This window comes from Tsukamurella tyrosinosolvens (assembly GCF_900104775.1).
Taxonomy (GTDB): Bacteria; Actinomycetota; Actinomycetes; order Mycobacteriales; family Mycobacteriaceae; genus Tsukamurella; species Tsukamurella tyrosinosolvens.
Genome location: NZ_FNSA01000003.1, coordinates 2,281,365 through 2,305,090 on the forward strand (window position 1 = coordinate 2,281,365; position 23,726 = coordinate 2,305,090).

Annotated in this window: 25 protein-coding genes; 14 read left to right on the forward strand and 11 right to left on the reverse strand. The window is 73.0% G+C overall.

Annotation, left to right across the window (positions count from 1 at the left end; genetic code table 11):
- The first annotated feature begins 38 nt into the window (after positions 1 to 38).
- Together inhA and BLW32_RS12465 are read left to right on the forward strand one after the other, a co-directional pair.
- On the forward strand, positions 39 to 881 hold the full coding sequence (gene inhA / locus BLW32_RS12460) for an NADH-dependent enoyl-ACP reductase InhA (RefSeq protein ID WP_068525493.1): 843 nt from the start codon (positions 39 to 41) through the stop codon (positions 879 to 881).
- Positions 878 to 1,891 carry a ferrochelatase gene (locus BLW32_RS12465; protein WP_068741980.1) on the forward strand — a complete coding sequence of 338 codons (1,014 nt, stop codon included), beginning with the start codon at positions 878 to 880 and terminating at the stop codon, positions 1,889 to 1,891. Before inhA ends, BLW32_RS12465 begins: the two co-directional genes overlap by 4 nt.
- Positions 1,892 to 1,952: 61 nt before the next feature.
- Here BLW32_RS12465 and BLW32_RS12470 read toward each other — a convergent pair whose 3' ends face one another.
- The gene (locus BLW32_RS12470) at positions 1,953 to 2,735 is read right to left on the reverse strand and encodes an Rv1486c family protein (RefSeq protein ID WP_068741979.1); all 783 of its coding nucleotides are present in this window, start codon (positions 2,733 to 2,735) and stop codon (positions 1,953 to 1,955) included.
- Between the two features lie 105 nt (positions 2,736 to 2,840).
- On the opposite strand from BLW32_RS12470, the gene BLW32_RS12475 reads away from it, so the two are divergent.
- From BLW32_RS12475 to BLW32_RS12500, 6 genes are all read left to right on the forward strand, one after another.
- The gene (locus BLW32_RS12475) at positions 2,841 to 3,959 is read left to right on the forward strand and encodes a phosphotransferase family protein (RefSeq protein WP_068741978.1); all 1,119 of its coding nucleotides are present in this window, start codon (positions 2,841 to 2,843) and stop codon (positions 3,957 to 3,959) included.
- A complete protein-coding gene (locus BLW32_RS12480) occupies positions 3,956 to 5,074 on the forward strand; it encodes an Rv3169 family protein (protein WP_068741977.1) in 1,119 nt (372 codons plus the stop codon). Before BLW32_RS12475 ends, BLW32_RS12480 begins: the two co-directional genes overlap by 4 nt.
- A gap of 11 nt (positions 5,075 to 5,085) precedes the next feature.
- Positions 5,086 to 5,907 carry a DUF3097 domain-containing protein gene (locus BLW32_RS12485; RefSeq protein WP_068525501.1) on the forward strand — a complete coding sequence of 274 codons (822 nt, stop codon included), beginning with the start codon at positions 5,086 to 5,088 and terminating at the stop codon, positions 5,905 to 5,907.
- 36 nt (positions 5,908 to 5,943) lie between these two features.
- The gene (locus BLW32_RS12490) at positions 5,944 to 6,567 is read left to right on the forward strand and encodes a TetR/AcrR family transcriptional regulator (protein ID WP_068525503.1); all 624 of its coding nucleotides are present in this window, start codon (positions 5,944 to 5,946) and stop codon (positions 6,565 to 6,567) included.
- Positions 6,568 to 6,635: 68 nt separating this feature from the next.
- Positions 6,636 to 7,541, forward strand: coding sequence for an AurF N-oxygenase family protein (locus BLW32_RS12495; RefSeq protein ID WP_068741976.1), 906 nt, complete (start codon positions 6,636 to 6,638; stop codon positions 7,539 to 7,541).
- Positions 7,538 to 8,302 carry a DUF4873 domain-containing protein gene (locus BLW32_RS12500; RefSeq protein WP_068741975.1) on the forward strand — a complete coding sequence of 255 codons (765 nt, stop codon included), beginning with the start codon at positions 7,538 to 7,540 and terminating at the stop codon, positions 8,300 to 8,302. The genes BLW32_RS12495 and BLW32_RS12500 overlap by 4 nt, the downstream gene beginning before the upstream one ends.
- A gap of 1 nt (position 8,303) precedes the next feature.
- On the opposite strand, the gene BLW32_RS12505 is transcribed toward BLW32_RS12500, so the two are convergent.
- On the reverse strand, positions 8,304 to 9,182 hold the full coding sequence (locus BLW32_RS12505; protein ID WP_068741974.1) for an alpha/beta fold hydrolase: 879 nt from the start codon (positions 9,180 to 9,182) through the stop codon (positions 8,304 to 8,306).
- 68 nt (positions 9,183 to 9,250) lie between these two features.
- On the opposite strand from BLW32_RS12505, the gene BLW32_RS12510 reads away from it, so the two are divergent.
- Positions 9,251 to 9,682, forward strand: coding sequence for an NfeD family protein (locus tag BLW32_RS12510; protein ID WP_068525508.1), 432 nt, complete (start codon positions 9,251 to 9,253; stop codon positions 9,680 to 9,682).
- 26 nt (positions 9,683 to 9,708) lie between these two features.
- Positions 9,709 to 10,965: an SPFH domain-containing protein gene (locus tag BLW32_RS12515; protein ID WP_068525510.1), complete on the forward strand. Its 1,257-nt coding sequence runs from the start codon at positions 9,709 to 9,711 to the stop codon at positions 10,963 to 10,965.
- 19 nt (positions 10,966 to 10,984) lie between these two features.
- Here BLW32_RS12515 and BLW32_RS12520 read toward each other — a convergent pair whose 3' ends face one another.
- The 3 genes from BLW32_RS12520 to BLW32_RS12530 form a co-directional block, all read right to left on the reverse strand.
- Positions 10,985 to 11,587 (reverse strand): hypothetical protein, encoded by a 603-nt coding sequence (locus BLW32_RS12520; RefSeq protein ID WP_068741973.1) that lies wholly within the window; start codon positions 11,585 to 11,587, stop codon positions 10,985 to 10,987.
- Positions 11,584 to 12,180: a hypothetical protein gene (locus BLW32_RS12525; RefSeq protein ID WP_068741972.1), complete on the reverse strand. Its 597-nt coding sequence runs from the start codon at positions 12,178 to 12,180 to the stop codon at positions 11,584 to 11,586. The genes BLW32_RS12520 and BLW32_RS12525 overlap by 4 nt, the downstream gene beginning before the upstream one ends.
- Before the next feature lie 67 nt (positions 12,181 to 12,247).
- Positions 12,248 to 13,399 (reverse strand): TDT family transporter, encoded by a 1,152-nt coding sequence (locus BLW32_RS12530; protein ID WP_068741971.1) that lies wholly within the window; start codon positions 13,397 to 13,399, stop codon positions 12,248 to 12,250.
- Between the two features lie 71 nt (positions 13,400 to 13,470).
- On the opposite strand from BLW32_RS12530, the gene BLW32_RS12535 reads away from it, so the two are divergent.
- Positions 13,471 to 14,400: a LysR family transcriptional regulator gene (locus BLW32_RS12535; RefSeq protein WP_068741970.1), complete on the forward strand. Its 930-nt coding sequence runs from the start codon at positions 13,471 to 13,473 to the stop codon at positions 14,398 to 14,400.
- Here BLW32_RS12535 and BLW32_RS12540 read toward each other — a convergent pair.
- From BLW32_RS12540 to BLW32_RS12560, 5 genes are all read right to left on the reverse strand, one after another.
- A complete protein-coding gene (locus BLW32_RS12540) occupies positions 14,348 to 15,139 on the reverse strand; it encodes an ABC transporter permease (RefSeq protein WP_068741969.1) in 792 nt (263 codons plus the stop codon). The genes BLW32_RS12535 and BLW32_RS12540 overlap by 53 nt on opposite strands.
- The gene (locus tag BLW32_RS12545) at positions 15,139 to 15,999 is read right to left on the reverse strand and encodes a 2-aminoethylphosphonate ABC transporter permease subunit (protein WP_068741968.1); all 861 of its coding nucleotides are present in this window, start codon (positions 15,997 to 15,999) and stop codon (positions 15,139 to 15,141) included. Before BLW32_RS12545 ends, BLW32_RS12540 begins: the two co-directional genes overlap by 1 nt.
- Positions 15,996 to 17,093 (reverse strand): ABC transporter ATP-binding protein, encoded by a 1,098-nt coding sequence (locus BLW32_RS12550; protein WP_225535488.1) that lies wholly within the window; start codon positions 17,091 to 17,093, stop codon positions 15,996 to 15,998. Before BLW32_RS12550 ends, BLW32_RS12545 begins: the two co-directional genes overlap by 4 nt.
- Positions 17,090 to 18,121 (reverse strand): 2-aminoethylphosphonate ABC transporter substrate-binding protein, encoded by a 1,032-nt coding sequence (locus tag BLW32_RS12555; RefSeq protein WP_068741967.1) that lies wholly within the window; start codon positions 18,119 to 18,121, stop codon positions 17,090 to 17,092. The genes BLW32_RS12550 and BLW32_RS12555 overlap by 4 nt, the downstream gene beginning before the upstream one ends.
- A 70-nt stretch (positions 18,122 to 18,191) precedes the next feature.
- Entirely contained in the window at positions 18,192 to 19,298 is a 1,107-nt protein-coding gene (locus BLW32_RS12560; protein ID WP_068741966.1) for a TIGR03364 family FAD-dependent oxidoreductase, read from the reverse strand.
- Between the two features lie 155 nt (positions 19,299 to 19,453).
- Between BLW32_RS12560 and BLW32_RS12565 the strand changes: the two genes are divergently transcribed.
- Positions 19,454 to 20,227 (forward strand): GntR family transcriptional regulator, encoded by a 774-nt coding sequence (locus tag BLW32_RS12565; RefSeq protein WP_068741965.1) that lies wholly within the window; start codon positions 19,454 to 19,456, stop codon positions 20,225 to 20,227.
- Positions 20,224 to 20,922, forward strand: a complete 699-nt coding sequence (locus BLW32_RS12570; RefSeq protein ID WP_068741964.1) for a phosphonatase-like hydrolase — start codon at positions 20,224 to 20,226, stop codon at positions 20,920 to 20,922. The genes BLW32_RS12565 and BLW32_RS12570 overlap by 4 nt, the downstream gene beginning before the upstream one ends.
- A gap of 199 nt (positions 20,923 to 21,121) precedes the next feature.
- Here BLW32_RS12570 and BLW32_RS12575 read toward each other — a convergent pair whose 3' ends face one another.
- Positions 21,122 to 21,811, reverse strand: coding sequence for a TVP38/TMEM64 family protein (locus BLW32_RS12575; protein WP_225535487.1), 690 nt, complete (start codon positions 21,809 to 21,811; stop codon positions 21,122 to 21,124).
- A gap of 120 nt (positions 21,812 to 21,931) precedes the next feature.
- Here BLW32_RS12575 and BLW32_RS12580 point away from each other — a divergent pair, with 120 nt between their 5' ends.
- Complete coding sequence (locus BLW32_RS12580; RefSeq protein ID WP_068741963.1) at positions 21,932 to 23,725, forward strand: methylmalonyl-CoA mutase family protein; 1,794 nt, start codon at positions 21,932 to 21,934, stop codon at positions 23,723 to 23,725.
- Position 23,726: the final 1 nt, after the last annotated feature.

Here is a 23,726-nt window from a genome sequence, read left to right on the forward strand (position 1 = left end):
CACCGTCGAACCAGCCAAATCCAGAAGGAGGCACGTCCGTGACCGGACTGCTCGCAGGCAAGACCATCCTCATCACCGGCATCATCACCGATGCCTCCATCGCCTTCTCGGCCGCCAAGGTGGCCCAGGAGCAGGGTGCCAAGGTGATCATCACCGGCATCCCCGAGCGGCTCCGCCTCATCGACCGGATCGCCAAGCGTCTCCCGCAGGAGGTGCCGCCCGCCATCCCGCTCGACATCACCGATGAGGAGTACCTCGGCGGCCTGGCCGACAAGGTGCGCGAGCTCGCGCCCGAGGGCATCGACGGCGTGCTGCACTCGATCGCCTTCGCGCCCCGCACCCTCATGGGCCCGGACGCGCTGCCCTTCCTCGAGGGCCCCGGCCCCGACGTGGCGAAGTCCTTCGAGATCTCCGCCTGGAGCTACGCCTCGCTGGCCCGCGCCGTGCTGCCCGTCATGAACGAGGGCGGCTCCATCGTGGGCATGGACTTCGATCCCCGCACCGCGATGCCCGACTACAACTGGATGGGCGTGCAGAAGGCCGCCCTCGAGTCGGTCAACCGCTACGTCGCCCGCGAGGTCGGCTACGCCAAGAAGATCCGCTCGAACCTGGTCGCCGCCGGCCCCATCAAGACCCTCGCGGCCAAGGCGATCTCGGGCACCGCGACCGACGACGCCAAGAAGCTCAACATGCTCAACCAGTACTGGGACGGCGCGTCGCCCATCGGCTGGAACGTCGACGACCCGGAGGTCGTGGGCAAGAGCATCTGTGCGCTGCTCTCGGACTGGCTGCCCGGCACCACCGGCTCCATCGTCTACGTCGACGGCGGCGCCAGCCACAACACCTGGTTCCCCGAGGACATGATCAACGCCCAGTCGTGACCCACGACGCACTCCTCGTGCTCTCCTTCGGAGGGCCCGAGCACCCCGATCATGTTCGGCCGTTCCTCGAGAACGTCGTGCGTGGCCGGGGAGTACCACCCGAGCGGCTGGACGCCGTCGAACAGCACTACCTGCGGTTCGGCGGCGTCTCGCCGATCAACGAGCAGAACCGCTCGCTCATCGCGGCCGTGTCGGAGGAGTTCGGCCGCCGGGGCCGGGACCTTCCCGTGTACTTCGGGAACCGGAACTGGCACCCGATGGTCGAGGACACCGTGCAGACCATGAAGGACGACGGCGTGCGGGACGCGCTGGTCTTCGCCACGTCCGCGTGGGGCGGCTTCTCCGGCTGCCGGCAGTACGACGAGGACATCGCCCGCGCGCTCGCCGCGGTGGGCGCAGGGGCGCCCCGGTTGACCAAACTTCCCCAGTTCCACGACCACGAGCTGTTCCTGGAGTGTTTCGCGGACTCCGCGGCCGCGGCCCTGGCGTCGGTGCCGTCCGGGTCCCGGCTGGTGTTCACGGCGCACTCGATCCCGGAGGCCGCGGACGTCAATGCGGGCCCGCCCGGGGTGTCGAATCTGTACTCGCGCCAGGTCCGGGACGCGGCCGCGAACGTCGCCGCCCGGCTGGGGGTGGATCACGACGTGGTGTGGCAGTCCCGCTCCGGCCCGCCGCAGGTGCCGTGGCTCGAGCCCGACATCTGCGACCACGTCCAGGCACTGTGGGACCAGCGGGTTCCCGGTGTCGCCGTCGTGCCCATCGGCTTCATCTCCGACCACCTCGAGGTGATCTGGGACCTCGACACCGAGGCGCGCGATCTCGCGGGGGAGTTGGGCATGCCCTTCGCCCGCGCCGCCACCCCGATCCACGATCCGCGGTTCGCGGCGATGGTCGCGGACCTCGTCGCGGACGCCGATGCGGGCCGGTCCAGCGGGCTCGGCGTCAGCGTCGACGGCGCCGCCTGTGTCGAGGGCTGCTGCCCCGCGGTGCGTCGGCCGGTCCGCTCCTGAAACCGGCATTCAGCTGGGTCGCGGCGCAGTATTTCGATCGTGTCGCAGCTGAACGCGGGTTTCAGAACTCTCCGCGCAGTTCGTCGCGGCAGACGGCGTTGACCGCGGCCACCCGGGCGGCGCGGACGGTGCGCCACAGGTCGCGGTAGGCGGCGTCGCCGCCCTGCGCAGACGCGAGGGTGAGCCCGGCGTAGGGATTCTCGGCGCCCGCGACCAGCAGGATGGCCTCCACCATGCCCGCGCTGTCGAGCACGCGGTGCGCGCGCTCGGTGGCCCCCAGCGGCAATCGGTGGGCGCCCAGATAGCGGGTCAGCTCCATCACCACGCCCCGCGGGTCCGACGCGGCGTCCGGCGCGGGCGGCAGGCTGGCCAGCGCCGACGGCGCCTCGCGCACCGCGTCCCGCAGCGCGTGCTCCGCCGCGCCCAGCGACACCGGATCCGGATCGACGAGCGCGGGCTCGTGCAGGAAAGCCTGCCAGCGCATCACATCGCCGGCCTCGGGCGTCGGCACCAGCGCGATCGTCGACGCCGCGCCGTCGAAGAGCACGACCTCGCCGCGAGCCATCGCGGCCTCCTCGAGGTCGGTGCCCGCGGGGAGGCCCCGCGCATCGCCCGGCGCGGGCAGCAGCAGCCGGACGGTGTGCGGGTCGAGAGCCCGGATCTCCGCCAGCAGGTCCGGGAGATCGCCGTCGACGACGGATTGCACCGGCGCCCACTCGCCGAGCGCCGCCAGCAGCTCGTCGGTGCCCGCCGAGCCCGCCAGCCACGCCGCCGACCACACCGCGAAGCCCTGGGCGGGCCCCGCGGTGGCGCGACGGGCGAGGGTGGCCACGGGGGAGCTCATGGGCATCCACTCTAGTCCCGCCGCGCGGACACGGCCCGCACGAGAGCCACGCGAGAATTCTGAAACATGTTCTAGCAAAGCCCGCGCGGATCTACCCTGACCTGCATGACCGAATCGGACACCTTCGCCGAGCAGGCCCGCCCGGCCTCCTCGCAGCGCACCCCGGACGAGGTGCGCGCCCAGTTGCAGCAGTGGTTCGCCGCGCGCGAACCGGGAGCCGAGGTGCTCGACCTCCACCTGCCCGAGGGCAACGGGATGTCGAGCGAGACGCTGCTCGCCACCGTCCGGTTCGGCGACGACGAGCGGCGCCTCGTCATCCGTGTCGCGCCCCGGCCGGAGTCCGACCCCGTGTTCCCGACGTACGACCTGCCCGCGCAGTTCGCGGTGATGCGGCACGTCGAGGCGTACGGGGTCGCCGCGCCGTCGTGCCTCTGGGTGGAGGAGGACCCCGCGGTGATCGGCGCGCCGTTCCTGGTCATGGACCGGGTCGACGGCGACGTCCCGCCCGACGTCATGCCCTACACCTTCGGCGCCTGGCGGCCCGACTCCACCGACGCGGACCTGCGGGAACTGGCCGACGCCTCGGTCGACGTCCTCGCCACCATCCACGCCGTGCCGGCTCCCGCCGACGGCCTCGTCCCGACGCCCGAACCGGGGGAGACGGCGCTGGCCGCGCACCTGCGCCGGCTCCGCGCGTTCTACGACTGGGCCGCGGAGAAGCACGGCGGGGCGCCCCTGCTCGACCGCGCGCTGGACTGGGCCGAGCAGCACCTGCCCGGGCACGCCGACCAGGTGCTCCTCTGGGGCGACGCCCGCATCGGCAACCTCATGTACGGCGGCCCGGCGGGTAACACGCCCGTCGCCGTCCTCGACTGGGAGATGGCGACCGTCGGCCCGTGCGAGCTGGATCTCGGCTGGTTCGTCTACCTGCACCGGTTCTTCCAGGATCTCGCCGAGCTCGCGGGTCTGCCCGGGCTGCCGGGGTTCCTGCGCCGCGAGGACGTGGCGCGACGGTACGCGGACCGCACCGGCCACGTGCCGCGCGACCTGGACTTCTACACCGCCTACGCGGCGATCGTGCACGGCGTCATCATGTACCGGATCCAGACCCGCGCCATCGATTTCGGCGCCGCCGTCGCGCCGGAGAACCCCGACGACATGATCCTGCACCGGGCGAGCATCGAGAAGATGCTCGCCGGCACCTACTGGGAGTCCGTCGTATGACGCTGTCGCCGTTCGACGACTTCCCCGTCCACCAGGTGGCCGAGGTGATCCGCCACCCGGCCACGTCGGACCGCAACTTCTACGACCGCTACTACTTCAACGCGCACAACGGCACCGCCGACGAGCCCTTCCTCGTGCTGGGGCTCGGCGTCTATCCGAACCTCGGCGTCGTGGACTGCTTCGCCGTCGCGCGTCACGGCGACGACCAGATCGTCTTCCGCGCGTCCAAGGCGCTCGGCGCGGACCGCGCCGACACGACGGTGGGCCCGATGCGCGTCGAGGTGCTCGACGGGCTGCGGCGCCTGCGCGTCGTCCTCGCGCCGGGGGCGGACTACGACCTCGCGTTCGACCTGACCTTCACCGGCACCGGCCCCGCGCACCTCGAGCCCCGGCACTTCCACCGCCAGATCGAGCGCGTCACCTTCGACACCCAGCGGTTCGTGCAGGTCGGTACCTGGGCGGGCGCACTGACCGTCGACGGCGAGAGGTTCGACGCGAGCACCTGGCGCGGCAACCGCGACCGCTCCTGGGGCGTCCGCCCCGTCGGCGAGGCCGAACCGCCCGGCCGCCGGGTCACCGAGGCCGGCAACTTCTTCTGGATCTACTCCGTGCTCGACCTCGCCGACGCCGCGATCTGCGTGGTTCTCCAGGAGGACGTCCACGGCCGCCCCGTCGTCGAGGACGCCACCTGGATCCCGCACGACGGCTCCGCGCCGCGCTGGCTGGGCCACGTCGCGCACGACATCGACTTCGTCCCGGGCACCCGCCAGGCTCGGGCGGCCCGGCTCACTGTCACGGGGTCCGACGGTGCCGCCACCACCGTCGATGTGCGCATCACCACCGCGAACCACTTCGGCTTCGGCACCGGCTACGGCCTCGACCAGGACTGGCGGCACGGCATGTGGCAGGGCGAGGAGAAGGTCGAGGGCCGGCGGTTCCGGGTGCCTGACCTCGACGTCAACCTCACCATGCTGGTGCCGGTCGAGTACCTCGCGACGTGCACCGTCCGGCACCCCGACGGGCGCACCGAGGAGGGCGAGGGCCTCTTCGAATTCGGCGCGATCGGCCCACACACGCGCTACGGCTTCACGCAGTACGTGGACCCCGCGCCGTAGAATTCGTCGCCGTGGCGAACAGCTATGGAGACATCTACGCCGGGCATGCGAGTAGGAAGGCGCGCGTGGTTCCCGAGGTGCCCGCGGACCGCGACCTCGTCGTCGAGGACGCGGCCACGGGCTTCTGCGGGGCCGTCGTCGGCTTCGACAAGAGCTACGACGGGGACTTCGTCAAGCTCGAGGACGGCCGCGGTGCCGTCCGCGTCTTCGCGATGCGCAAGGCTGCTTTCCTCATCGACGGGAAGCCCGTCACGCTGGTCAAGCCGCGGGCGAAGGCACCGTCGGCACCGCAGCGCAGCGCCTCGGGCTCGACCCGCGTGGAGGGCGTGAAGGCCCGCGTCGCGCTGCCCAGCCGCATCTGGGTCGAGGGCATCCACGACGCCGCGCTCGTGGAGCGCGTCTGGGGCCACGACCTGCGGGTCGAGGGCGTCGTCGTCGAGCAGCTCGAGGGCCTCGACCACCTCGGCGCCCGGCTCGCCGAGTTCCAGCCCGGGCCCGGCCGCAAGGTGGGCGTGCTCGCCGACCACCTCGTCGAGGGCTCCAAGGAATCGCGGATGACGCAGTCCCTGGGGAAGTACGTGATGGTCACCGGCCACCCGTTCATCGACATCTGGGCCGCCGTGAAGCCCGCGTCCGTGGGCATCGAGGCGTGGCCGCACGTGCCGCGGGGCGAGGACTGGAAGACGGGGACGTGCGAGCGCCTCGGCTGGGGCTCGCCCCAGGACGGCTGGCGCCGCGTGCAGGGGGCCGTCACCTCGTTCCGCGACCTCGACGCGTCGCTCATCGGCGCTGTCGAGCGCCTCGTGGACTTCGTCACCGATCCCGATTCCTGACCCCGTCGCTTGCGGTCGCAGTTGTAGAATCCGCAGGTGGCATCGACCCCGACGACGAAACCAGACACCCGGCAGCAGATCCTGCGCGCGGCACTCGACTGGGTCGACGAGGCGGGCCTGACCCGCATCTCGATGGGCGCGCTCGCCAAGCGGGCCCGCCTCGCGCGGGCCACGCTCTACCAGCACTTCACCGGCAAGGACGCGCTGGTCGAGGCGCTCGTCGCCAGTGAACTGGACAAGTTCTACCGCCGGATCCACGACTTCGCCGACGGGATCACCGACAACGACGAGCGGCTGGCGTCCGGCTTCGGCTACGCCTACGCGTACCTGCGGGAGCACCGCGCGCTGCAGCACGTGCTGGCCTCGAACCCCGCGCTGCTGCTGCCGTACATCACCGGTGATTCGCCGCAGATCCAGCAGGGTCGGCGCTTCTTCCTGGGGGAGATCCGGCGCGGCGAGTACCGCGACGGCGCCGACGTCCACGCCTTCGCCGACTACTTCGTGCGCCAGTTGCACTCGCTGCTGCTGACGCCGCTCCCACCGGTCGAGGGCACCGTCGACGGTCCCGACCACCGCGGCCCGAGTAGTGCGAACGTCGAGGCCGGGCGACGGTACGCCCAGGCCTTCGTCCTCCCGGTGCGCGCGACGATCGCTCCCTGACACGCCTCCCAACAGCTCGAATAGACAGTTCATTGCCAACTGTCCGGCAGTGGTGTTACGTTCGCCACATGACCGATACGACTCTGCCCGAACGCACCCGGGATGCGGTCGCCGACCGGCTCCTCGGTGGCTCCGTCAAGCGCTCCTACGCGCCCGTCGTCGACATCGACTGGGACGCCCCGATCGACCCCGACAAGTACTTCCTGCCGCCGCACATGTGCACCCTGTACGGCACCGACATCTGGAACGGCATGACCCGCGAGGAGCAGATCGCCCTCTCCCGCCTGGAGATGGTCAACCTGCTCTCGATGGGCATCTGGTTCGAGAACCTGCTCAACCGCCTGCTCCTGCGCGACCTGCTCGCCAAGGACCCCACCTCGCGCGACGCCTTCTACTCGCTCACCGAGATGGGCGACGAGTGTCGCCACATGGTGATGTTCGGCAAGGTCATCGACCGTGTCGGCGAGCGACCCTTCCGCCTGCGCGGCTGGCAGCTGGGCGTCGTGAAGTACGTTCTCGCCCCGGTGATCCGCGGCCAGGCCGTGTGGATCGCCGCCCTCGTCGGTGAGGAGATCTTCGACGCCCAGCAGCGGCAGATCAAGGACGATCCGGAGCTGCAGCCGATCGTCGCCCGCCTCATGCAGATCCACGTCACCGAGGAGGCGCGGCACATCGGCTACGCCCGGGACGGCGCCCGGCGCGGCGTCGCCGACCGCAGCCGCATGCAGACGCTCCTCGTCGGGAACCTGCACGCCGGCGCGGCCTTCGGCTTCCGCATGCTGTTCGCCAACCCGCGCATGTACGCCCGTGCCGGCCTCGACCCCAAGGCCGCCTACCGCGCCGCCATCACCAACCCCCACCACATCAAGGCCAAGCAGGACGGCTTCCGGGATCTCGGCCGGTTCCTCGACTCCGTCGGCCTCATGCGGGCGTTCGCGCGGTGGTCGTGGAAGAAGGCGGGGTTCCTCGCGTGACGTCGGACGGCCGGCCGCGCATCGTCGTCATCGGCGCGCGGGTCCCCGGGATCGACGGGACCGTCGTGGCACCGTCGGACGTGGCGGACCTGCGGTTCCGCCCCGAGCGCGACGCCTGGACCCTGACCACACCCGCGGGCGTGACGGACTACGACCTCGTCGTGCTCGCCGGCACCACGGCCGCGATCGAGGTGCCGGTGCTCGATCCGCGCGTCGCGCCGCCCGGCACCGTCGGGCCCGCGGACGCCGAGCGCGCCTACCTGGGCATGCTCGTCGACGGGGTGCCGAACCTGATCCTCACGGACGGTTCGACACTCCAGCGGGACACGCTGGACGCCTGGCTGCGGTGGATGTACACCGAGGCGGCGACGCGCCTGCTGGCGCGGCCCCCGGTGACCGCCCGCTGGATCCTCAAGGGGCGGCGGGCGCCGTCGCGGCCGGACCGGGACGCGATCGACCTGTCCAACGACCACGTCCGCGACGAGGGCGTCTACGCCGGGGAGGCCGTGCTCCGCTCCGGCGAGTTCGAGGCCGTCTCGCCCGTGCGGCTCGCCGGGCACCTCGAGCCGCTCGACGGCAACTACCACTGGTACGGCACCGTCGACGACATGGAGATCGGTGCGGCGCTGAAGAAGATGCCCCGCGGCAGCGTCACGGTGTCCATCGGCGGGGGAGAAGCGTCGCCCGCCATGGTCACCGACAAGACCGTCTGGGGCACCTACCGCCTCGTGGGCGTCGGCGCGCCGCCGTATCCGCTCTGACTCAGTCCTTCTCGGTGGCCGACCCGGAAACGAGGCGACGGACCTCCTCGACGATCACGTCCGGGTCGGTCAGCGGGACCTGATGTCCCGAGTTCGCGGCGACGACGTGCCGTCCGGTCGGCGATGCCGCGGCGCGCTCGGCGTGCGCCTCGTTGACCCGCGCCCGGACCGCCTTCCCGAGGCCCCCGCTCTTGGCCCCCGAGATCACGGTGACGGGGACGTCGCCGAGGTCGGGCGCGGACCCCTGCCACGACTGCAGCTCCGGGTAGAACGTCTTCAGCTCCTGCACCATCGTCTCGATCGCCCGCGGGGTGGCCGCCTCCCGCGCGAGGTCGGCGCGGACGTCCGCGGGGGCGCTGCGGAACAGGATGCCGCCCAGGACGCGGAGGATCCCGGTGCGGGCGAGGACCCGCATGATCGCCGTCGAGATCGCTGCGCGCCGTTCGACGTTCCCGCGGAACATGTCCTCCGCCGACTCATCCGACGGGTCGACCAGGACAAGCCCGGCGATCCGGCCCGGGCGGCGCGACGCGGCCAGGCGCACGATCACTCCGCCCAGGCTGTGGCCGACGAGCACGAACCGGGTGTCGTCGCCGTCGGCGAGGCCGTGGAGGAGGTCGTTCAGGTCGTCGGCCATGCGCCCGAAGGTGCGGTCGGCCGCGTCGGGCGCGCTGCGGACGAGCCCCGACCGGTCGTAGGCCACCGCGCGCGCGAACGCGGACACCGGCGGCTGCACCCCGCCCCAGGACGACCGGGTTCCCCCGGCGCCGGCCTCGAAGACCACGACCGGTGCGCCGCCCGGCCCGTCCAGCTCCGTGGCGTGCAGGTGCCGGCCGTCCCGCGTGGTGAGGAACCGACTCCGCCCCTGGGTGTGTGTCATGGGCCCAGGGTAGCGGCGCGCACCGACAGGTTCTCGCCCGTGCTGTCCGATTCTGGCAGGATCGAGGTATGGCAGCGGCGCTCTGGCTCATCGGCGCGATCCTGCTGGCCGTGGCGGAGACGGCGGCCGGCGAGTTCACCCTGCTCATGCTCGGCGGCGGGGCGCTGGTCACCGCCGGCGCCACGGGGATCTTCGACCTCCCGCTGTGGGCGCAGGGCGTCGTGTTCGCCGTCTCGTCGGTACTGCTGCTCGTGCTAGTGCGCCCGCCGCTGCGCCGGTACGCCGAGAGCAAACGGGGCGACGCACCGTCGTACCTGGAATCGCTCCCCGGCATGAAAGCGACGGTGCTGCAGTCCGTCTCGGGCGACGCCGGACGCATCCTGATCGGCGGGGAGGAATGGTCCGCGCGGACGCCGTACGACGGCGTGCCGATCGCCGTGGGCGTGGAGGTGACCATCGTCGAGATCGACGGCGCGGTCGCCGTCGTGGTCGACAGCTGACCGAAGGTCAACGGAGAGGAAGATCCATGGAGGGCATAGGAATCGGACTGGTCGTACTCCTCGTACTGATCCTCGCGGCGGTGGTCGTGCTGGTGAAGGCGCTGGTGCTCGTCCCGCAGGCGCAGGCCGCGGTGATCGAGCGGCTCGGCCGGTACACGAAGACGGTGTCGGGCCAACTGGCGCTGCTGATCCCGTTCATCGACAAGGTCCGCGCCCGCGTGGACCTGCGGGAACAGGTGGTCTCCTTCCCGCCCCAGCCGGTGATCACGCAGGACAACCTGACCGTGAACATCGACACCGTCGTCTACTTCCAGGTCACCCGGCCCGAGGCCGCGGTCTACGAGATCAGCAACTACGTGGTCGGCGTCGAGCAGATCACCACCACCACGCTGCGCAACGTCGTCGGTGGCATGACCCTCGAGGAGACGCTGACCTCGCGCGAGAAGATCAACGGCCAACTCCGCGGCGTGCTCGACGAGGCAACGTCGCGCTGGGGCCTGCGGGTCGCCCGCGTCGAGCTCAAGTCGATCTTCCCGCCCCCGTCGATCCAGGAGTCGATGGAGAAGCAGATGAAGGCGGACCGCGAGAAGCGCGCCACCATCCTCTCCGCCGAGGGTCACCGCGAGGCCGCGATCAAGTCCGCCGAGGGCGACAAGGCCAGCCGGATCCTGCTGGCCGAGGGCGAGCGGCAGGCCGCGATCCTCTCCGCGGAGGCCGACCGGCAGGCGGAGATCCTCCGCGCCGAGGGCCGCCGTGCCGCCGCGTACCTCGAGGCCCAGGGCGAGGCGAAGGCCATCGAGACCACGTTCTCCGCGATCAAGTCCGGGCGCCCGACGCCCGAGATGCTGGCCTACCAGTACCTGCAGACCCTCCCGGAGATGGCGCAGGGCGACGCGAACAAGGTGTGGGTCGTGCCCAGCGACTTCAACGCTGCGCTCCAGGGATTCATGCGCAACCTCGGCACGCCGGGCTCCGACGGTGTCTTCCGGTTCGAGCCCTCCGAGGACGCGCCCGCGGCCGCCCCGGACATCGACACCGACGGCTGGTTCGACACGCCGGAGCCGGTCGCCCCCGTCGTCGTCACGAAGGACGAGGTGCCCGATGCGCCGGTCGCGCCCGCGGGTGCCTCCGCAGCGCCCGCGCGCGCATCGGAACCCGAGCAGGACCCGTCGGACTCCACCGCCCAGTTGCCGCTGGGGCACGGCGCCGCGCAGTGGCAGCAGCCCTCGCCCTACGAGGTGCAGCAGCCGGGCTACGCGCCCCCGCCGCAGCACGAGGGCTGACGGCCCCGGGGACGGGCGGTCAGCGGCCCACCGCGACGGCGACCCCGGCGCACGCCACTGCCCACAGCACGGAGACGAACGTCCCGATGATGAACTGCTCGGCCGCGCCGGGGTGGCGCAGCTCGGGGTAGCGGGCGAGGCCCTTCGCGGCGACGATCACCGCGAGGCCGCCGCCGAAGTTCGCGAGTACGCACACCGCGATCGCCGCGCGCTCCAGCACGCCGATCGCGAGCCCGCCGCGCAGCGGCGACGCCGGCACCGGCTCGTCCGCCGGATCGCCGCCGGCCGGCGCACCGTTCGCGGGATCGTCGTCCGCGGGCGCGGCGTCTCGGTCGGGCTCGCCATCCGGCTCGTCCTGGCCCGTGGCGCCGGCCAGCGCGAACGCGGCGGTGACCAGGGCGCTGCCGCCCGCCATCGCGGCCAGCACCGCGGCCACGCGCACCGCGGCCAGGCCGAATCCGGTCGCCGCGGGCGCGGCCAGGGCCACCGCGGCCGCTGCCCCGAGCAGGACGGCCGGCGCCGCGGCCCACACCAGACCGGCCGTGCCGAGCGAACCCCGCCGCGCCGCGAGGACGCCGGCCACGGTGGCTGCGAGCAGGAGTGCGATGACGACGCCGATCATCGGCCGGCCTCCGCGCCGTCGGCCTCGGCGAGCAGCTCCACCGCGAGCGCGCGCCCCGCGGGCTCCACGGACCAGCCCGCCGCCGCCGCGCGCTGCGACGCGGCCTGCCGCGAGACGCCGAGCTCCGCCGCGGCCGCCGTGATCGACATTCCCGTGTTCAGCAAGGCCGTCACCTCCTGTCCCTCCCGTGATCTGCGGCCCACGATAAGACCGAGCACCGACAGGATCGCCTCGGCGCGGCCCGCGGCGGCCCCGTCGTCGCCGCGGACCTGCAGGGGGACGGCCGTGCCCTTCGCGGCCTCGACCGCCTCGCGCGCCGCCTCGAAGGCGCGGCCCCGGCCGGCGCGGGTCTGGGCGGGGAGCGGCGTCTCGACGGAGCCGACGCCGAGCCCGACGCTCCAGTGCCCGTCGGCCAGCAGCGCGAGCGCCGCATCGACGGCGACCGCCGGATCGTCGGTGACGGCCTGCAACTCGTCGCCCGCGGTCCGGTCGGGCGGGCGGAGCCAGGCGAGGGGCGACAGCAGCGCGCGCGCCGACTCGACCCGGTCGGTGTCGGAGCGACTGGCCCTCTGGTCGGCGGTGAGAACGATCATGACGCAAGTTTAAGGACTTGCTGGCAGCTAATGCAAGGGAGGATCCTTGCGGACCGGGTGCCGGGGATCAGGCGGCCAGGTCCGGGTGCCGCAGCAGCGCCCCACTCGCGAGGGCGCGGGGAACGGTCCCGCGGGCCGCGACGATCCAGCCCGCCACCAGGCCGAGGAAGTAGACGACGGCGAGCGCCGCGTATCCGGTGGCGCCCGTCGCGGCGGCCATCGCGCTGAAGCCGGTGGCGCAGGTGCCGACCGGGAAGGTGAAGGACCACCAGGTCAGCGCATACGGGAGGCCGTCCGGGGTGCCCAGGGCGGTCCGGAGGGTGAGGGTCAGCGCCACCGCGGTCCACATCAGGACCGCCACCGTGACGGTCCAGCCGTAATCGACGCCGAACCGGTGCAGCCCGGCGGCGAGGTCGTCGCCGACCGCCAGGTGCGCGGTGGCGCCGAGGCCGTTCGCCGCGGTGATCGACTGCCCGAGCGGGCCGAGCGCGATCCAGGCCGTCGGGATCATCGCGGGCGCCCACAGCGGGCCACGCAGGAGCCGCAGCAGGACCGGGGGCAGCACGATCAGGGAGGCCAGGAGCGTGAAGGCGAAGCAGCCGTAGCTGAACCACAGCAGCGACGTCCGCACGGTGCCGGCGGCCGCGTAGGGCAGGAGCACCGCGCCGCCGGAGGCCGTCACCATCGGGGAGACGACCGGCATCAACCAGCCCGCGAACGCGCCGTCCTCGCGGTAGTGGCCGCCGCTGACCATCAGGGCGGGGATGGCGAGTGCGAAGAACAGGCCCAGTGCCGATCCGATCACCCAGAGCGTGGTTCCCAGCGCCAGGGCTGCCGTCAGGCCGATCCAATCCCGGCCGACCAGCACCGCGCCGATGCCGACGGTGAGGAAGGCCATCGCCATCGCGCCGTAGAAGTTCCCGATCACCGGGTCGCGATGGTGGCGTCGGGCGAACGCGGGGTAGCGGATCCAATGCGCGACGGTGCCCGCGGTGAGCACCGCGAGCAGCACCGCGGCCAGCACCCACACGGCGGCGGCCGCCGTGCGCAGGCCGGGCACGTGCACCGGCAGGCCGACCGCCGCGTTGGCGATGATGCCGGTGCCCATGACCGACGCGAACCAGTTCGGCGTCAGGTTGGAGACGGCCTCCCGCGGGCTGCGGAGATCGCGCAGGAGCCCGGCCCGGGCGGCGCGGGGTTCGGTGGTCGTCGCGTGCATACCGACCACTCTGTTCGGGCCGAGCGGCGTTCGGAACCCACAGGGCGCCTATCTACCCATAGACTCACGCTATGGAAACGCCGTCCGTGGAATCGCTCCGCCTCCTGGTGGCCGTCGCCGATCTCGGCTCGATCTCCGCGGCGGCGCGCGCGTGCTCGATCTCCCAGCCGAGCGCCAGCTCGCGCCTGCGCCACCTGGAACGGCAGCTCCGGCTCGATCTGCTGGATCGGCGCACCCGCGGCGCCGAGCTCACGCCCGAGGGCGCCGCGGTCACCGAGTGGGCCCGCTCGGTGACGGCCGCGATGGACGCGCTGCAGACCGGTGCCGAGGCCCTCCGGTTCGACCACACCGTGCGCATCGCGTGCAGCCAGACGATCGCCGAGTACCTCATGCCGGCGTGGTTGGCCCGGCTGCGCGAGCACACCGACGAGCCGGTGCACCTCACCGTCGGAAACTCTGCGGCCGTCGTCGCGGACGTGCGCGGCCACGTCGCCGACCTGGGCTTCATCGAGGGCCCGACGGTGCCCGACGACCTCGCCTCACGCACCGTCCGGACCGACCGGATGGTGCTGGTCGCAGCTCCCGGGGACCGTCTGGCCCGGCGGCGTGACGACCGGCCGCTCACCGCGGCGGAACTCGCGGAGCTGCCGTTGGTGACCCGCGAGCCGGGCGCCGGGACCCGCGACGCGCTCGAGGCGGCGCTGCGGCGGGCGGGGTTCGAGCCGGATCCGCGATCCATCGCGCTCGGCACGAACGCCGCCGTGAAGATCATGGTCGCCGCGGGCGGGCGGGCCGCGGTGCTCAGCGAGCTCGCGGTCGCCGCGGAGCTGCGCGACGGCCGGCTCGTCGAGATCCCCACCGAGGGCGTCGACCTGCACCGACGCCTGCGCGCGGTGCGGCGTAAGGACGCCGCACCGCGCGAGGTGGTCGATACCTTGCTGGCGGTCGCTAGCGGGCGCGCCGCCGGAACGCCGAGAGCACGCCGAGGATCGCCACGGTGACCAGCACGAGGAACATGGTGTTCGCGGCCGCGCCGAACAGGTCGCCGCGGTCGGACTGGGTGAACACCGTGACGGGCAGCGTCCGCCACGAGGCGGGGTAGACCATGATCGTCGCGCCGAGCTCGCCCATGCAGAGCGCCACCGACAGTCCGGCCGCCGCGGCGATCGACGGCAGCAGCAGCGGCAGGCGCACCGTCAGCAGCAGGCGCAGCGACGACGCCCCGAGGGAGCCGCCGACCTTGTCCAGCATCGGATCGAGCTGCGAGACCGCCGCCGACACCATCGAGTAGGCGAACGCGAAGACGAGGATCGCCTGCACCAGGATCACGATCGACGGGGTGCCGCCCAGCACCAGCGGCGGCGCCGAGAAGGCCACGAGCACACCGAGACCGACCACCACCGACGGCACGGCCACGGGCAGGTGGAAGAACGCGTCGACCGCGCCGCGGAGCCGGCCGGGCAGGCTCGGTACCGCCAGCGCCGCCCAGGTGCCGGCCACCACCGCGAGCGCGGACGCCAGGAGCGCGGTCTGGACCGAGACCCCGATGCTCGCGGCGTTCTCGGGCGTGAAGACGTCGGCGACGTGGTCCGTCGTCAGGGCGGCGGGAAGGACCGAGGTCCAGCTCGCGCTGAACGCCGTGATCACGGTGACGGCGACCGGCGTGACCACCAGCGTCAGCAGGACGACGGCGAAGACCGCCCACACGGCCACGCGGGCCGCCGGATTGCGCACCAGCATCAGCGCACCCCCTTCTTCATGAGCAGGCGGTACGCGACGTACGCGCCGATGGAGATGACCAGCTGCACCGTGGCGAGGACCGCCGCCGAGGCGAAGTCCTGGCCCACGATCGAGCGGGTGTAGATGAGCATCGGCACCGTGATGACGTCCTTGGCGCCGGTGAACAGCACGATCCCGAACTCGTTCAGCGTGAGCAGGAAGGTCAGCGAGCCCGCGGCGGCCAGCGCCGGGAGCACGGCGGGCAGGATGACGCGGGCGATGATCCGCAGCGGGCCGGCGCCCAGCGACGACGCCACGTCGATCTGCACCGTCGGGAACTGGCCGAACGCGGCGAGCATCGGCCGCACCACGAATGGCGTGTAGAAGGCGATCTCGGCGAGCACGACACCCCACAGCGACGTCGTGAACGACCCCGTCGGCACGCCCAGCGACTGCGCGACGCCCACCGGGCCCAGCAGGACGCCCAGCGCCAGCGGGATGAGGAAGCTCGGGAACGAGACCACGACCTCGATCAGCCGTCCGACCGTCGCGGCGCCGGGGAAGGGCACGAACGCCAGCACCAGCGCGAGGAACGTGCCCGCGACGAGGCAGCCCGCCGTCGACAGGGCCGCGACCTTCACCGTCGTGCCCAGGGCGCTGAGCACGGCACCGTCGGTGAGGGGCTCGCGCCAAGTCGTGAATCCCGCCGGGCGCTCCGCCTTGTCGGTGAACGTGCGCGCGACGATCCCGACCAGGGGATACACGACCGCGACGAGGATGAACGCCACCGGCGGCAGCACCCAGACCCAGCGCGGCACCGCGAACGAGGGTCCGCCGGCCCGCGCCGGGGGAGCGGGCGGCGCGTCGAGCACCGCGGTCACTGCGGCACCACCATCACGTCCGCGGGGTCGACCTCGACCCACAGCGTCTCCGCCTTGAGCGGTGCCTCGGTGAGCACCGGCACGTCGACGCCGATCGTCGCGCCCGCGTCGGCGACGCGCGCCGTCACGTGCCGGACCGCGCCGCGCCACTGCTCCTGCTCGACGGTCACCCGCAGGCCGTTCGACGGTGCCGTCCGCGTGAACCGCCAGGCCCACGGCCGGACCGCGAGGAGGTGGTCGCCGTCGGGCAGCGGCCGCGAGGTGCGCAGCGCCCCGCCCGGCAGGACGTCCGCGCCGCCGAGGAAGGTCGCGGTGAATCGCGTCGGCGGGCGGTGGAAGAGCTCGTCGGTGGTGCCGATCGCCTCGAGCCGGGCGTCGCGCATGATCGCGACCCGGTCCGCCAGGGCGAGGGCTTCGCTCTGGTCGTGCGTCACGTAGACCATCGCGACGTCGGGCAGCTCGGCGCGCAGGCGCTGCAGCTCGCCGAGCATGTCCTTGCGCATCCCCGCGTCGAGCGCGGAGAGCGGCTCATCGAGCAGCACGACGTTCGGCCGGGTGGCCAGCGCGCGGGCGATCGCGACGCGCTGCTGCTGGCCGCCGGACAGCTGCCGCGGCAGGCGATCCGCGTACTCCGCCATGCCGACCATGCCGAGCACCTCCGCGACGCGGGGCGCGATCGCCGACCGGTCGGCGCCGCGCGAGCGCAGGCCGAAGGCCACGTTCTTCGCGACGGTCATATGGGGGAACAGGGCGTAGCTCTGCACGACGATGCCGATGCCGCGCCGGGCGGGCGAGAGGTGCGTGACGTCGCGGCCGTCGATGGTCACGGTGCCGGACGAGACCCGCTCGAAGCCGGCGATCGCCTTGAGGGCGGTGGACTTTCCCGACCCTGACGGCCCGAGCAGGGCGACGGTCTCGCCGCGCGCAACCTCGAAGCTGCAGTCCTGCAGGGCGACCGTGTCGCCGTAGGTGACGCTCACGTTCTGGACACCGACCGCCACCGTCCGGCGGACCGTCCGGTCCACGGCCTCGTCGTCGAGGCCCTTGGGCACGGACGGGACCGCGGTGGAGCGGGCGTTCTTGGGCGCGGTCACTGACCCGTGGCCTTCTCGTACGCCTTGACGTCGGCGTCCAGCCCGCCGAGGACCTCGTCCCAGTTCGGGTACCAGATCTCGACGCCGTCGAGGGCCTTGCGGAAGGCGTCGGCCTCGGGGCCGGAGGCGGTCACGTCGGAGCGGACCGGCGCGCCCCAGGCGCGAGCCGGAACGTTCTGCTGGACGTCCTTGGACAGCAGGTGCTCCATGAGCTTCTTGCCGTTGGCGGCGTGGGGAGCCTTGTCGGCGAGGCCCATGTAGTACGGCAGCGGCAGCGTGGTCCGCTTGCCGCCCCAGGTCGGGTAGAAGACCTCGTAGGCCACCTTGTCGGCGGCGATCGCGGCCAGCGCCATCTGGACGTCGGAGTTGGCGACGGTCAGCTCGCCCTTGGAGGTCTTCGGGCCGAGCTTGCCGGTGGACGTCGACGGGCCGACGTTGTTCGGCTGGAGGTCGGCGAGGTACTTCAGCGCGGCCTCCTTGCCCATGACGTGCTGCAACAGGAGCAGCAGGGCGGTGCCGTCGCCGGCCTTGCCGGGCGTCGAGTACTGGATCTTCTGCGCGAAGGCCGGGCCGGTGAACTCGGCCCAGTCGGCGGGCTTCGGCTGGGCCGCGGTGTTCCGGATCATCGCGAAGTAGTTGTTGACCACGGCGACGTACGTCCCGTCGGCGGCCTTGAGCTCCGCCGGCACCGCCGACGTGTCGACCTCGGACTTCACGAGGGATCCCTGCTGCTGGGCCTGCTGGATGAACGGCGGCAGGGTGACGAGGACGTCGACCTGCGGGTTCGCCTTCTCCTTCTGGGCGCGGGAGACGACCTCGCCCGAGCCGGCCTCGACGAGCGCGACCTTGACGCCGGTGCGCTGGGTGAAGTCCTCGAACTCGGCCTTGTACCAATCGCCGAGGCCGTCGGCGCTGTAGACGGTGACGGTGTCCGACGAGGCGGCGCCGCCGCCGGTGCCGCCGCACGCGGCGACCGCGAAGACCGCGGCCACGGCCGTGATCGCGGAGAGGGATCGGGTGATGCGCATGGGGGAGTGCCCTTCGTTCTCAGTGCTGCGGAGGTGGGGGGAGTGGGGTGTGACGGAGGTGTTCGGTCGGTCAGCTCGGGAAGTGCCGCCGGGCGAGGCCGTGGGCGATGGTCATACCGACGCCGGAGGTCACGATGCGCACGCTGAGGCGCTCCTCCGGCTCGGCGACGAGGTAGGGGCGCAGGGGGCTCGTGGCATAGACGCCCTGCCAGCGCTCGATGATCCGCAGCCCGTCGACGCCCAGGACGCGGGCGGCCTCTGCGCGGAGGGTCTCGGTGACCGTCTCGTCGAGGAACGGGGCGACGGTGCGCTCGGTGTGGTGCGAGTCGCCGATGAGCAATGTGCCGTCGGGACGCTGGGTGAACATGACGTTCGCGTCGATGTCCAGCAGGTCGGGCCGGTCGGCCGCCATCCGGGTCCGGAGCGCCGCGGCCGCCGTGGTCTCGGCGAAGGCGGGGTAGCGCAGGAGCGAGGTCGCGGTGAGGACGGCGGGCGTGACGACGGCGCCGGGATCCGCGGCGCGGGCCATCTGCAGAGCGCACCGCTGCACGCGGTGCTCCTCGGCGAGGTCGGGGTACAGGTGGTCGAGGTCGTGCCCGACGCAGACGATCACGCGCTGCGCCTCGATGGGGCCGCGGCTGGTGTGGGCACGGGCGCCATCGAAGCCGAGGTAGGCGGTGCCGAAGCGGACCTCGGCGCCGGGCTGCGCGTCGACCCAGGCGGCCAGTCGCGCGACGGTGACCCGCGGGTCCACCCGCAGGTCCGCGAGGAGCGCGGCGCCGCCGATGACGTCGTCCGCTCCGCCGCCCGGGAGTTCGGCCCGGACCTCGCCGGCGGTGCGGAGGGCGACCTCGCCGGGCCGGGCCGCGGCCAGCTCCTCGAGGACGGCGAGCTCGGTGGCGTGGCGGGCGACGGCGAGGCCGCCCGTGGCGCGGGCACCGAGGCCTGCGCGACCGTCCAGGTCGAGCCAGCGCTCCCGCGCCAGGTGCGCGAGCTCGGCGAGGTCGCCCGACTGCCCGGTCACGCACGCGTGCCCGAAGTTGCGGATGGAGGCGCCCACGGCGCGGCTGTCCCGCTCGACGACGGTGACCGTGAGGCCCCGGTCGAGCGCCTCCACGGCGTGCGCCAGGCCCACGATGCCGGCGCCGACGACGAGGACGTCCGTTGTGGTGTTCATGGCTCTCAGCGTGGCGTCCCGGCGCTGCCCTTGGCAAGACAGATCGCTCGATGTCTATACAAGTTGGTTCGATGTACATCCAGGTAATGCAGCCGTTCATCTGCCGTTCATCGACCGTGCAGGTGGGGCACGCTTTCACTTGTATACTCAATGGCGTGGTTGCAGCTCACCCCCTTCATCAACGCCTCGCCGCGGAGTTCCGTGCGCGCATCGCCTCCGGCCGCTGGCCGGAGGGCGAGCAGGCGCCCAGCGAGGCGCTGTTGTGCGAGGAGTTCGGCACCTCGCGCGGGCCGGTGCGCCAGGCGCTGGCCACCCTGCGCGCGGAGGGCCTGATCGTCGGCGGTCAGGGCCGCTCCCCGATCGTCCGCCGCAACGTCCCCAGCCACAGCGCCAGCGCCCTCGGCTCGTTCACCGCGTGGGCCCGCGAACAGGGCCGCGAGCCCGGACAGCGCACCACCCTCCAGGCCCGCGTCCCCGCGTCCCCGGACATCGCCGAGCGCCTGCAGGTGAAGCCGGGGGAGCCCGTTCTGGAGCTCCGCCGTGTCCGCACGCTCGACGGTGCCCCCGCGCTCTGCGAGACCATGTACTTCGTCTGGTCGCTGGGCAAGCGGCTCATGGAGTTCGACCCCGACGCCGGCTCCGTGAACCGCTTCCTCCTGGACGCCGGCGCCGACCTCTACGCCTCCACCCATCAGATCGATGCCGTCGCCGCGACCGCCGAGGACGCGGCGCAGCTCGGCCTCACGGAGGGCGCCCCACTGCTGCGCGTCCGCCGCACCACCACCGACGCCGCCGGCGACGTCGTCGAATACGGCGAGGACCGCTACGTCCCCGGCGTGACCACCGTGATCGTCGAGAACCGACTCTTCGCAGCGCCCACGGCGAACCCGCCGGCGTTGCGATCCGTACCCGTCAGGAGAGACGCATGACCGCACCCGCCCGCACCATCGACCTCGTCGCGCTGGACATGGCCGGCACGACGATCGACGACGGTGGCGCCGTCTACGAGGCGCTCCGCGGCGCCGTCGAGGACGGCGGGGCCACCGTCGCGCAGGCCGACCTGCAGGTGTGGATGGGTACCGACAAGGTGGAGGCGATCACCAACCTGCTCCGCCTCGGCGGCGTCGAGCCCACCCCCGAGCGCGTCGACGCGGGCTTCGCCCGCTTCCGGGAGCGACTGCAGGAGGCCTACGCCGCGACGCCGCCCACCGCCATCGAGGGCGTGCCCGCCGCGCTCGCCGAGCTCCGCGGGCGCGGGATCAAGATCGCCCTGACCACCGGGTTCGACGATGCCGTCGCCCTCCCGCTCCTCGCCGCGCTCGGCTGGAAGATCGGCGACGGCGCCGACGCGGTCGTCGACGCCGTGGTCACCACGTCCGACGTGGCCGCGGGCCGCCCGGCGCCGTACATGATCCACCGCGCGATGGAGCGCACCGGCGTCCGCGACGTCCGCCGCGTGCTCGCCGCGGGGGACACCGCCGTCGACGTGCAGGCGGCGAACAATGCCGGCGCCGTCTCCGTCGGCGTGCTCACCGGCAAAGCCGACCCGCAGGTGCTCGCGGACGCCGGCGCCGACCACGTGCTCGGCGGCGTCGTCGACATCCCGGCCCTGCTCGACGCGTAGGGATCGGCCTCAGCAGCGGAGCCGAATCGTGATCGCCGGCGAGTGCACGACCGGCTCCCGCGATCGTTTCCACCTCGTCATTCCGTTGCGACGGTATGACGAGGCGGAAACGGGCTGGGGACCGCGGTCCGGCGTGCCGCACCCGACTTGAGCGGTGTGTGCACTTCGCGGCAAGCTCGCGGGCTTGCCTCCGCGGATATCAAGTCTCAGGCCTTGCGGGCATGCGGGCGTCGAGGAGCAGCCCTGCGATGCCCGTCGCCATGAGGGCGCCGCTGATCACCACGAGCCACGGTGAGGATTCCCCGGTCAGCGCGTCGCCCAACAGCACGACGGCGATGGTGCCGGGCGCGAGCCCCGCGACCGTCGCACCGAAGTACGGCCAGAACCGCACCGGCGAGAGCGCGGACGCGTAGTTGACGAGCGAGAACGGCGCCGCCGCGATGAGCCGCAGCGACCCGACGGCAAGCCACCCGCGGGCCCGGAGCCGGGCGGCGATCGGCGCGTAGGCGCGGTGCTCCCGGGCCCGCGCGATCACCCGCGACGGGTGGCGCCGGTCGATCTCGCGGACGCCGAGGAAGGCGATCGACGCCGCGACCGTCGACGCCGCCATGCACACCGCGATCCCCACGACGGGCCCGAACAGGAATCCCGCCGAGACGGTGAAGACGGTCCGCGGGATCGGGAACACCGTGACGACCGCGTGCGCGAGGAAGAAGAGGGCGAGGAACCAGGGCCCCGTCGAATCCGCCCAGGCCCGGATCGTGGCCGCGCCGGGGTGCGGCAGCAGCATGCCGAGCGCGACGAGCCCGAGGATCACGGCGCCACCGACGACCGCTCGGACCAGCAGCCCGCGGTCGCCGGGCCGGATCCGAGATTCGTTGGCACCCACGGGACGACCCTACTGGGGCGTAGCAAGAGCAATCGGTTAACGTGGGTTCTCGGACGCCGTTGTGACGCGACGGCGGGTGCGCGGCCGTGCGTGTGCGCGGCCACAGGTGAGGAGGCCCACGTGGTGGACAGTCCCTACGACGCATGGCGCGAGTCCGTCGGCGCCGTGCTCGCGAAGTCGCGCGGCGGCACGCCGCCCGAGGATCCGATCGCCGCACTGACGACTCCCACCGAGGACGACGGCGTGCAGGTCGCGCCGCTGTACTCGCAGCGCGACGAGCTGCCCGAGGCGCCGCTGCCCGGCGCCTTCCCGTTCGTGCGCGGCGGCAACCCCACCCCGGACGTGCGGCTGGGCTGGAAGGTCGCGGAGCGCTTCGACGGCACCACCGACGCCGCGGACGTGCTGGGGGCGCTGGAGTCCGGTGCGAGCGCGCTGTGGCTCACCCGGCCCGATCCCGCGCCGCTCCTCGAGGGCGTCTACCCGGACATGGCGCCGATCCTGCTCACCGCGGGCGGTCGCGCCGCGGACGCGGCGGCGCAGGTCTACGCCGCGCTCGACAGGGCCGCCGAGTCCGACGCCTACCGCGCCGACCTGGTCCGGGTCAGCCTCGGCGCCGCGCCGCTGACCTCGCAGGTCGTCGGCCGCGCCGACGTCTCCGTCGACGAGGCGCTCGACCTGGCCCGCGCGGCGGACGCGCGCACCGAGGACGTCCGCGCCCTCCTGGTCGACGGCGCCGACCTCCACAACGCCGGCGCCACGGCCGCGCAGGAGCTGGGCCTGACGGCGGCCGCCGCGCTCGACCAGGTCCGCGCGCTCACCGCGGCGGGCCTGACCACCGCCGCCGCCCTGAACCAGCTCACGATCCGCCTGGCCGCGACCGACGACCAGTTCCTCACCCTCGCGAAGATCCGCGCCTGGCGCACCGTCTGGGCCCGCGTCGCGCAGCATCTCGGCGCGCCCGAGGCCGGGAACGCGCCCGTGCACGCCGTCACCTCGCTGGCCGCGACGACGCAGCGCGATCCGTGGGTGAACCTGCTCCGCACCACCGTCGCCGCCTTCGGCGCGGGCCTGGGCGGCGCCGACTACGTCACCACCCTCGACTACGACGAGGCCCTGCCCGGTGGCGTCGAGGGCTACTCGCCCGCCTTCGCCCGACGCATCGCCCGCAACACGCAGCTGCTGCTGCTCGAGGAATCGAACCTCGGCCGCGTCGTCGATCCCGGCGCGGGCTCGTGGCACGTCGAGTCGCTCACCGACGACCTCGCGCGCGCGGCGTGGGGCGTCTTCCAGTCCACCGAGGCCGCGGGTGGCTTCGCCCGCGGTGCCGCCGAGGAGACGATCGCGGCGCAGCTCGGCGAGTCCGCCGACCGTCGCGACGCCGCCGTCGCCCGGCGCGCCAAGAAGCTCACCGGCGTCAACGAGTTCCCCAACCTGGCCGAGCCGCCCGTGGCACCGTCGGCCGCGACGAACGGCCCCGTCGTGCGGTCGTACGCCGCGCCCTTCGAGGCGCTGCGGGCCCGCTCCGACGCCTTCCTGCGCGAGCACGGCGTCCGCCCGCGGATCCGGATGGTGACCATCGGCACCGTCGCGCAGCACAACGGCCGGTCGACCTTCCTGACCAACCTGCTCGCCTCCGGCGGCATCGAGACGGTGCTGGACGCTGCCGAGCAGGCCGCCGGCGCCGCCACGCTCGACGGCACGGCGGGTGCGGCGATCGCCGCGCTGGCCGGCTCCGACGCGGGGTACGCCGCCGAGGGCGAGGCCCTGGCCCGCTCCCTGCGCGACGAGGGTGCGCTCGTGCTGCTCGCGGGCGCGCCGGGCACCGTCGACGACGGCCTCATCGACATCTACCTGCACGCGAAGATCGACGCCGCCGCAGCGCTCGACGATCTGCTGACCCGGCTGGGGGCATGAG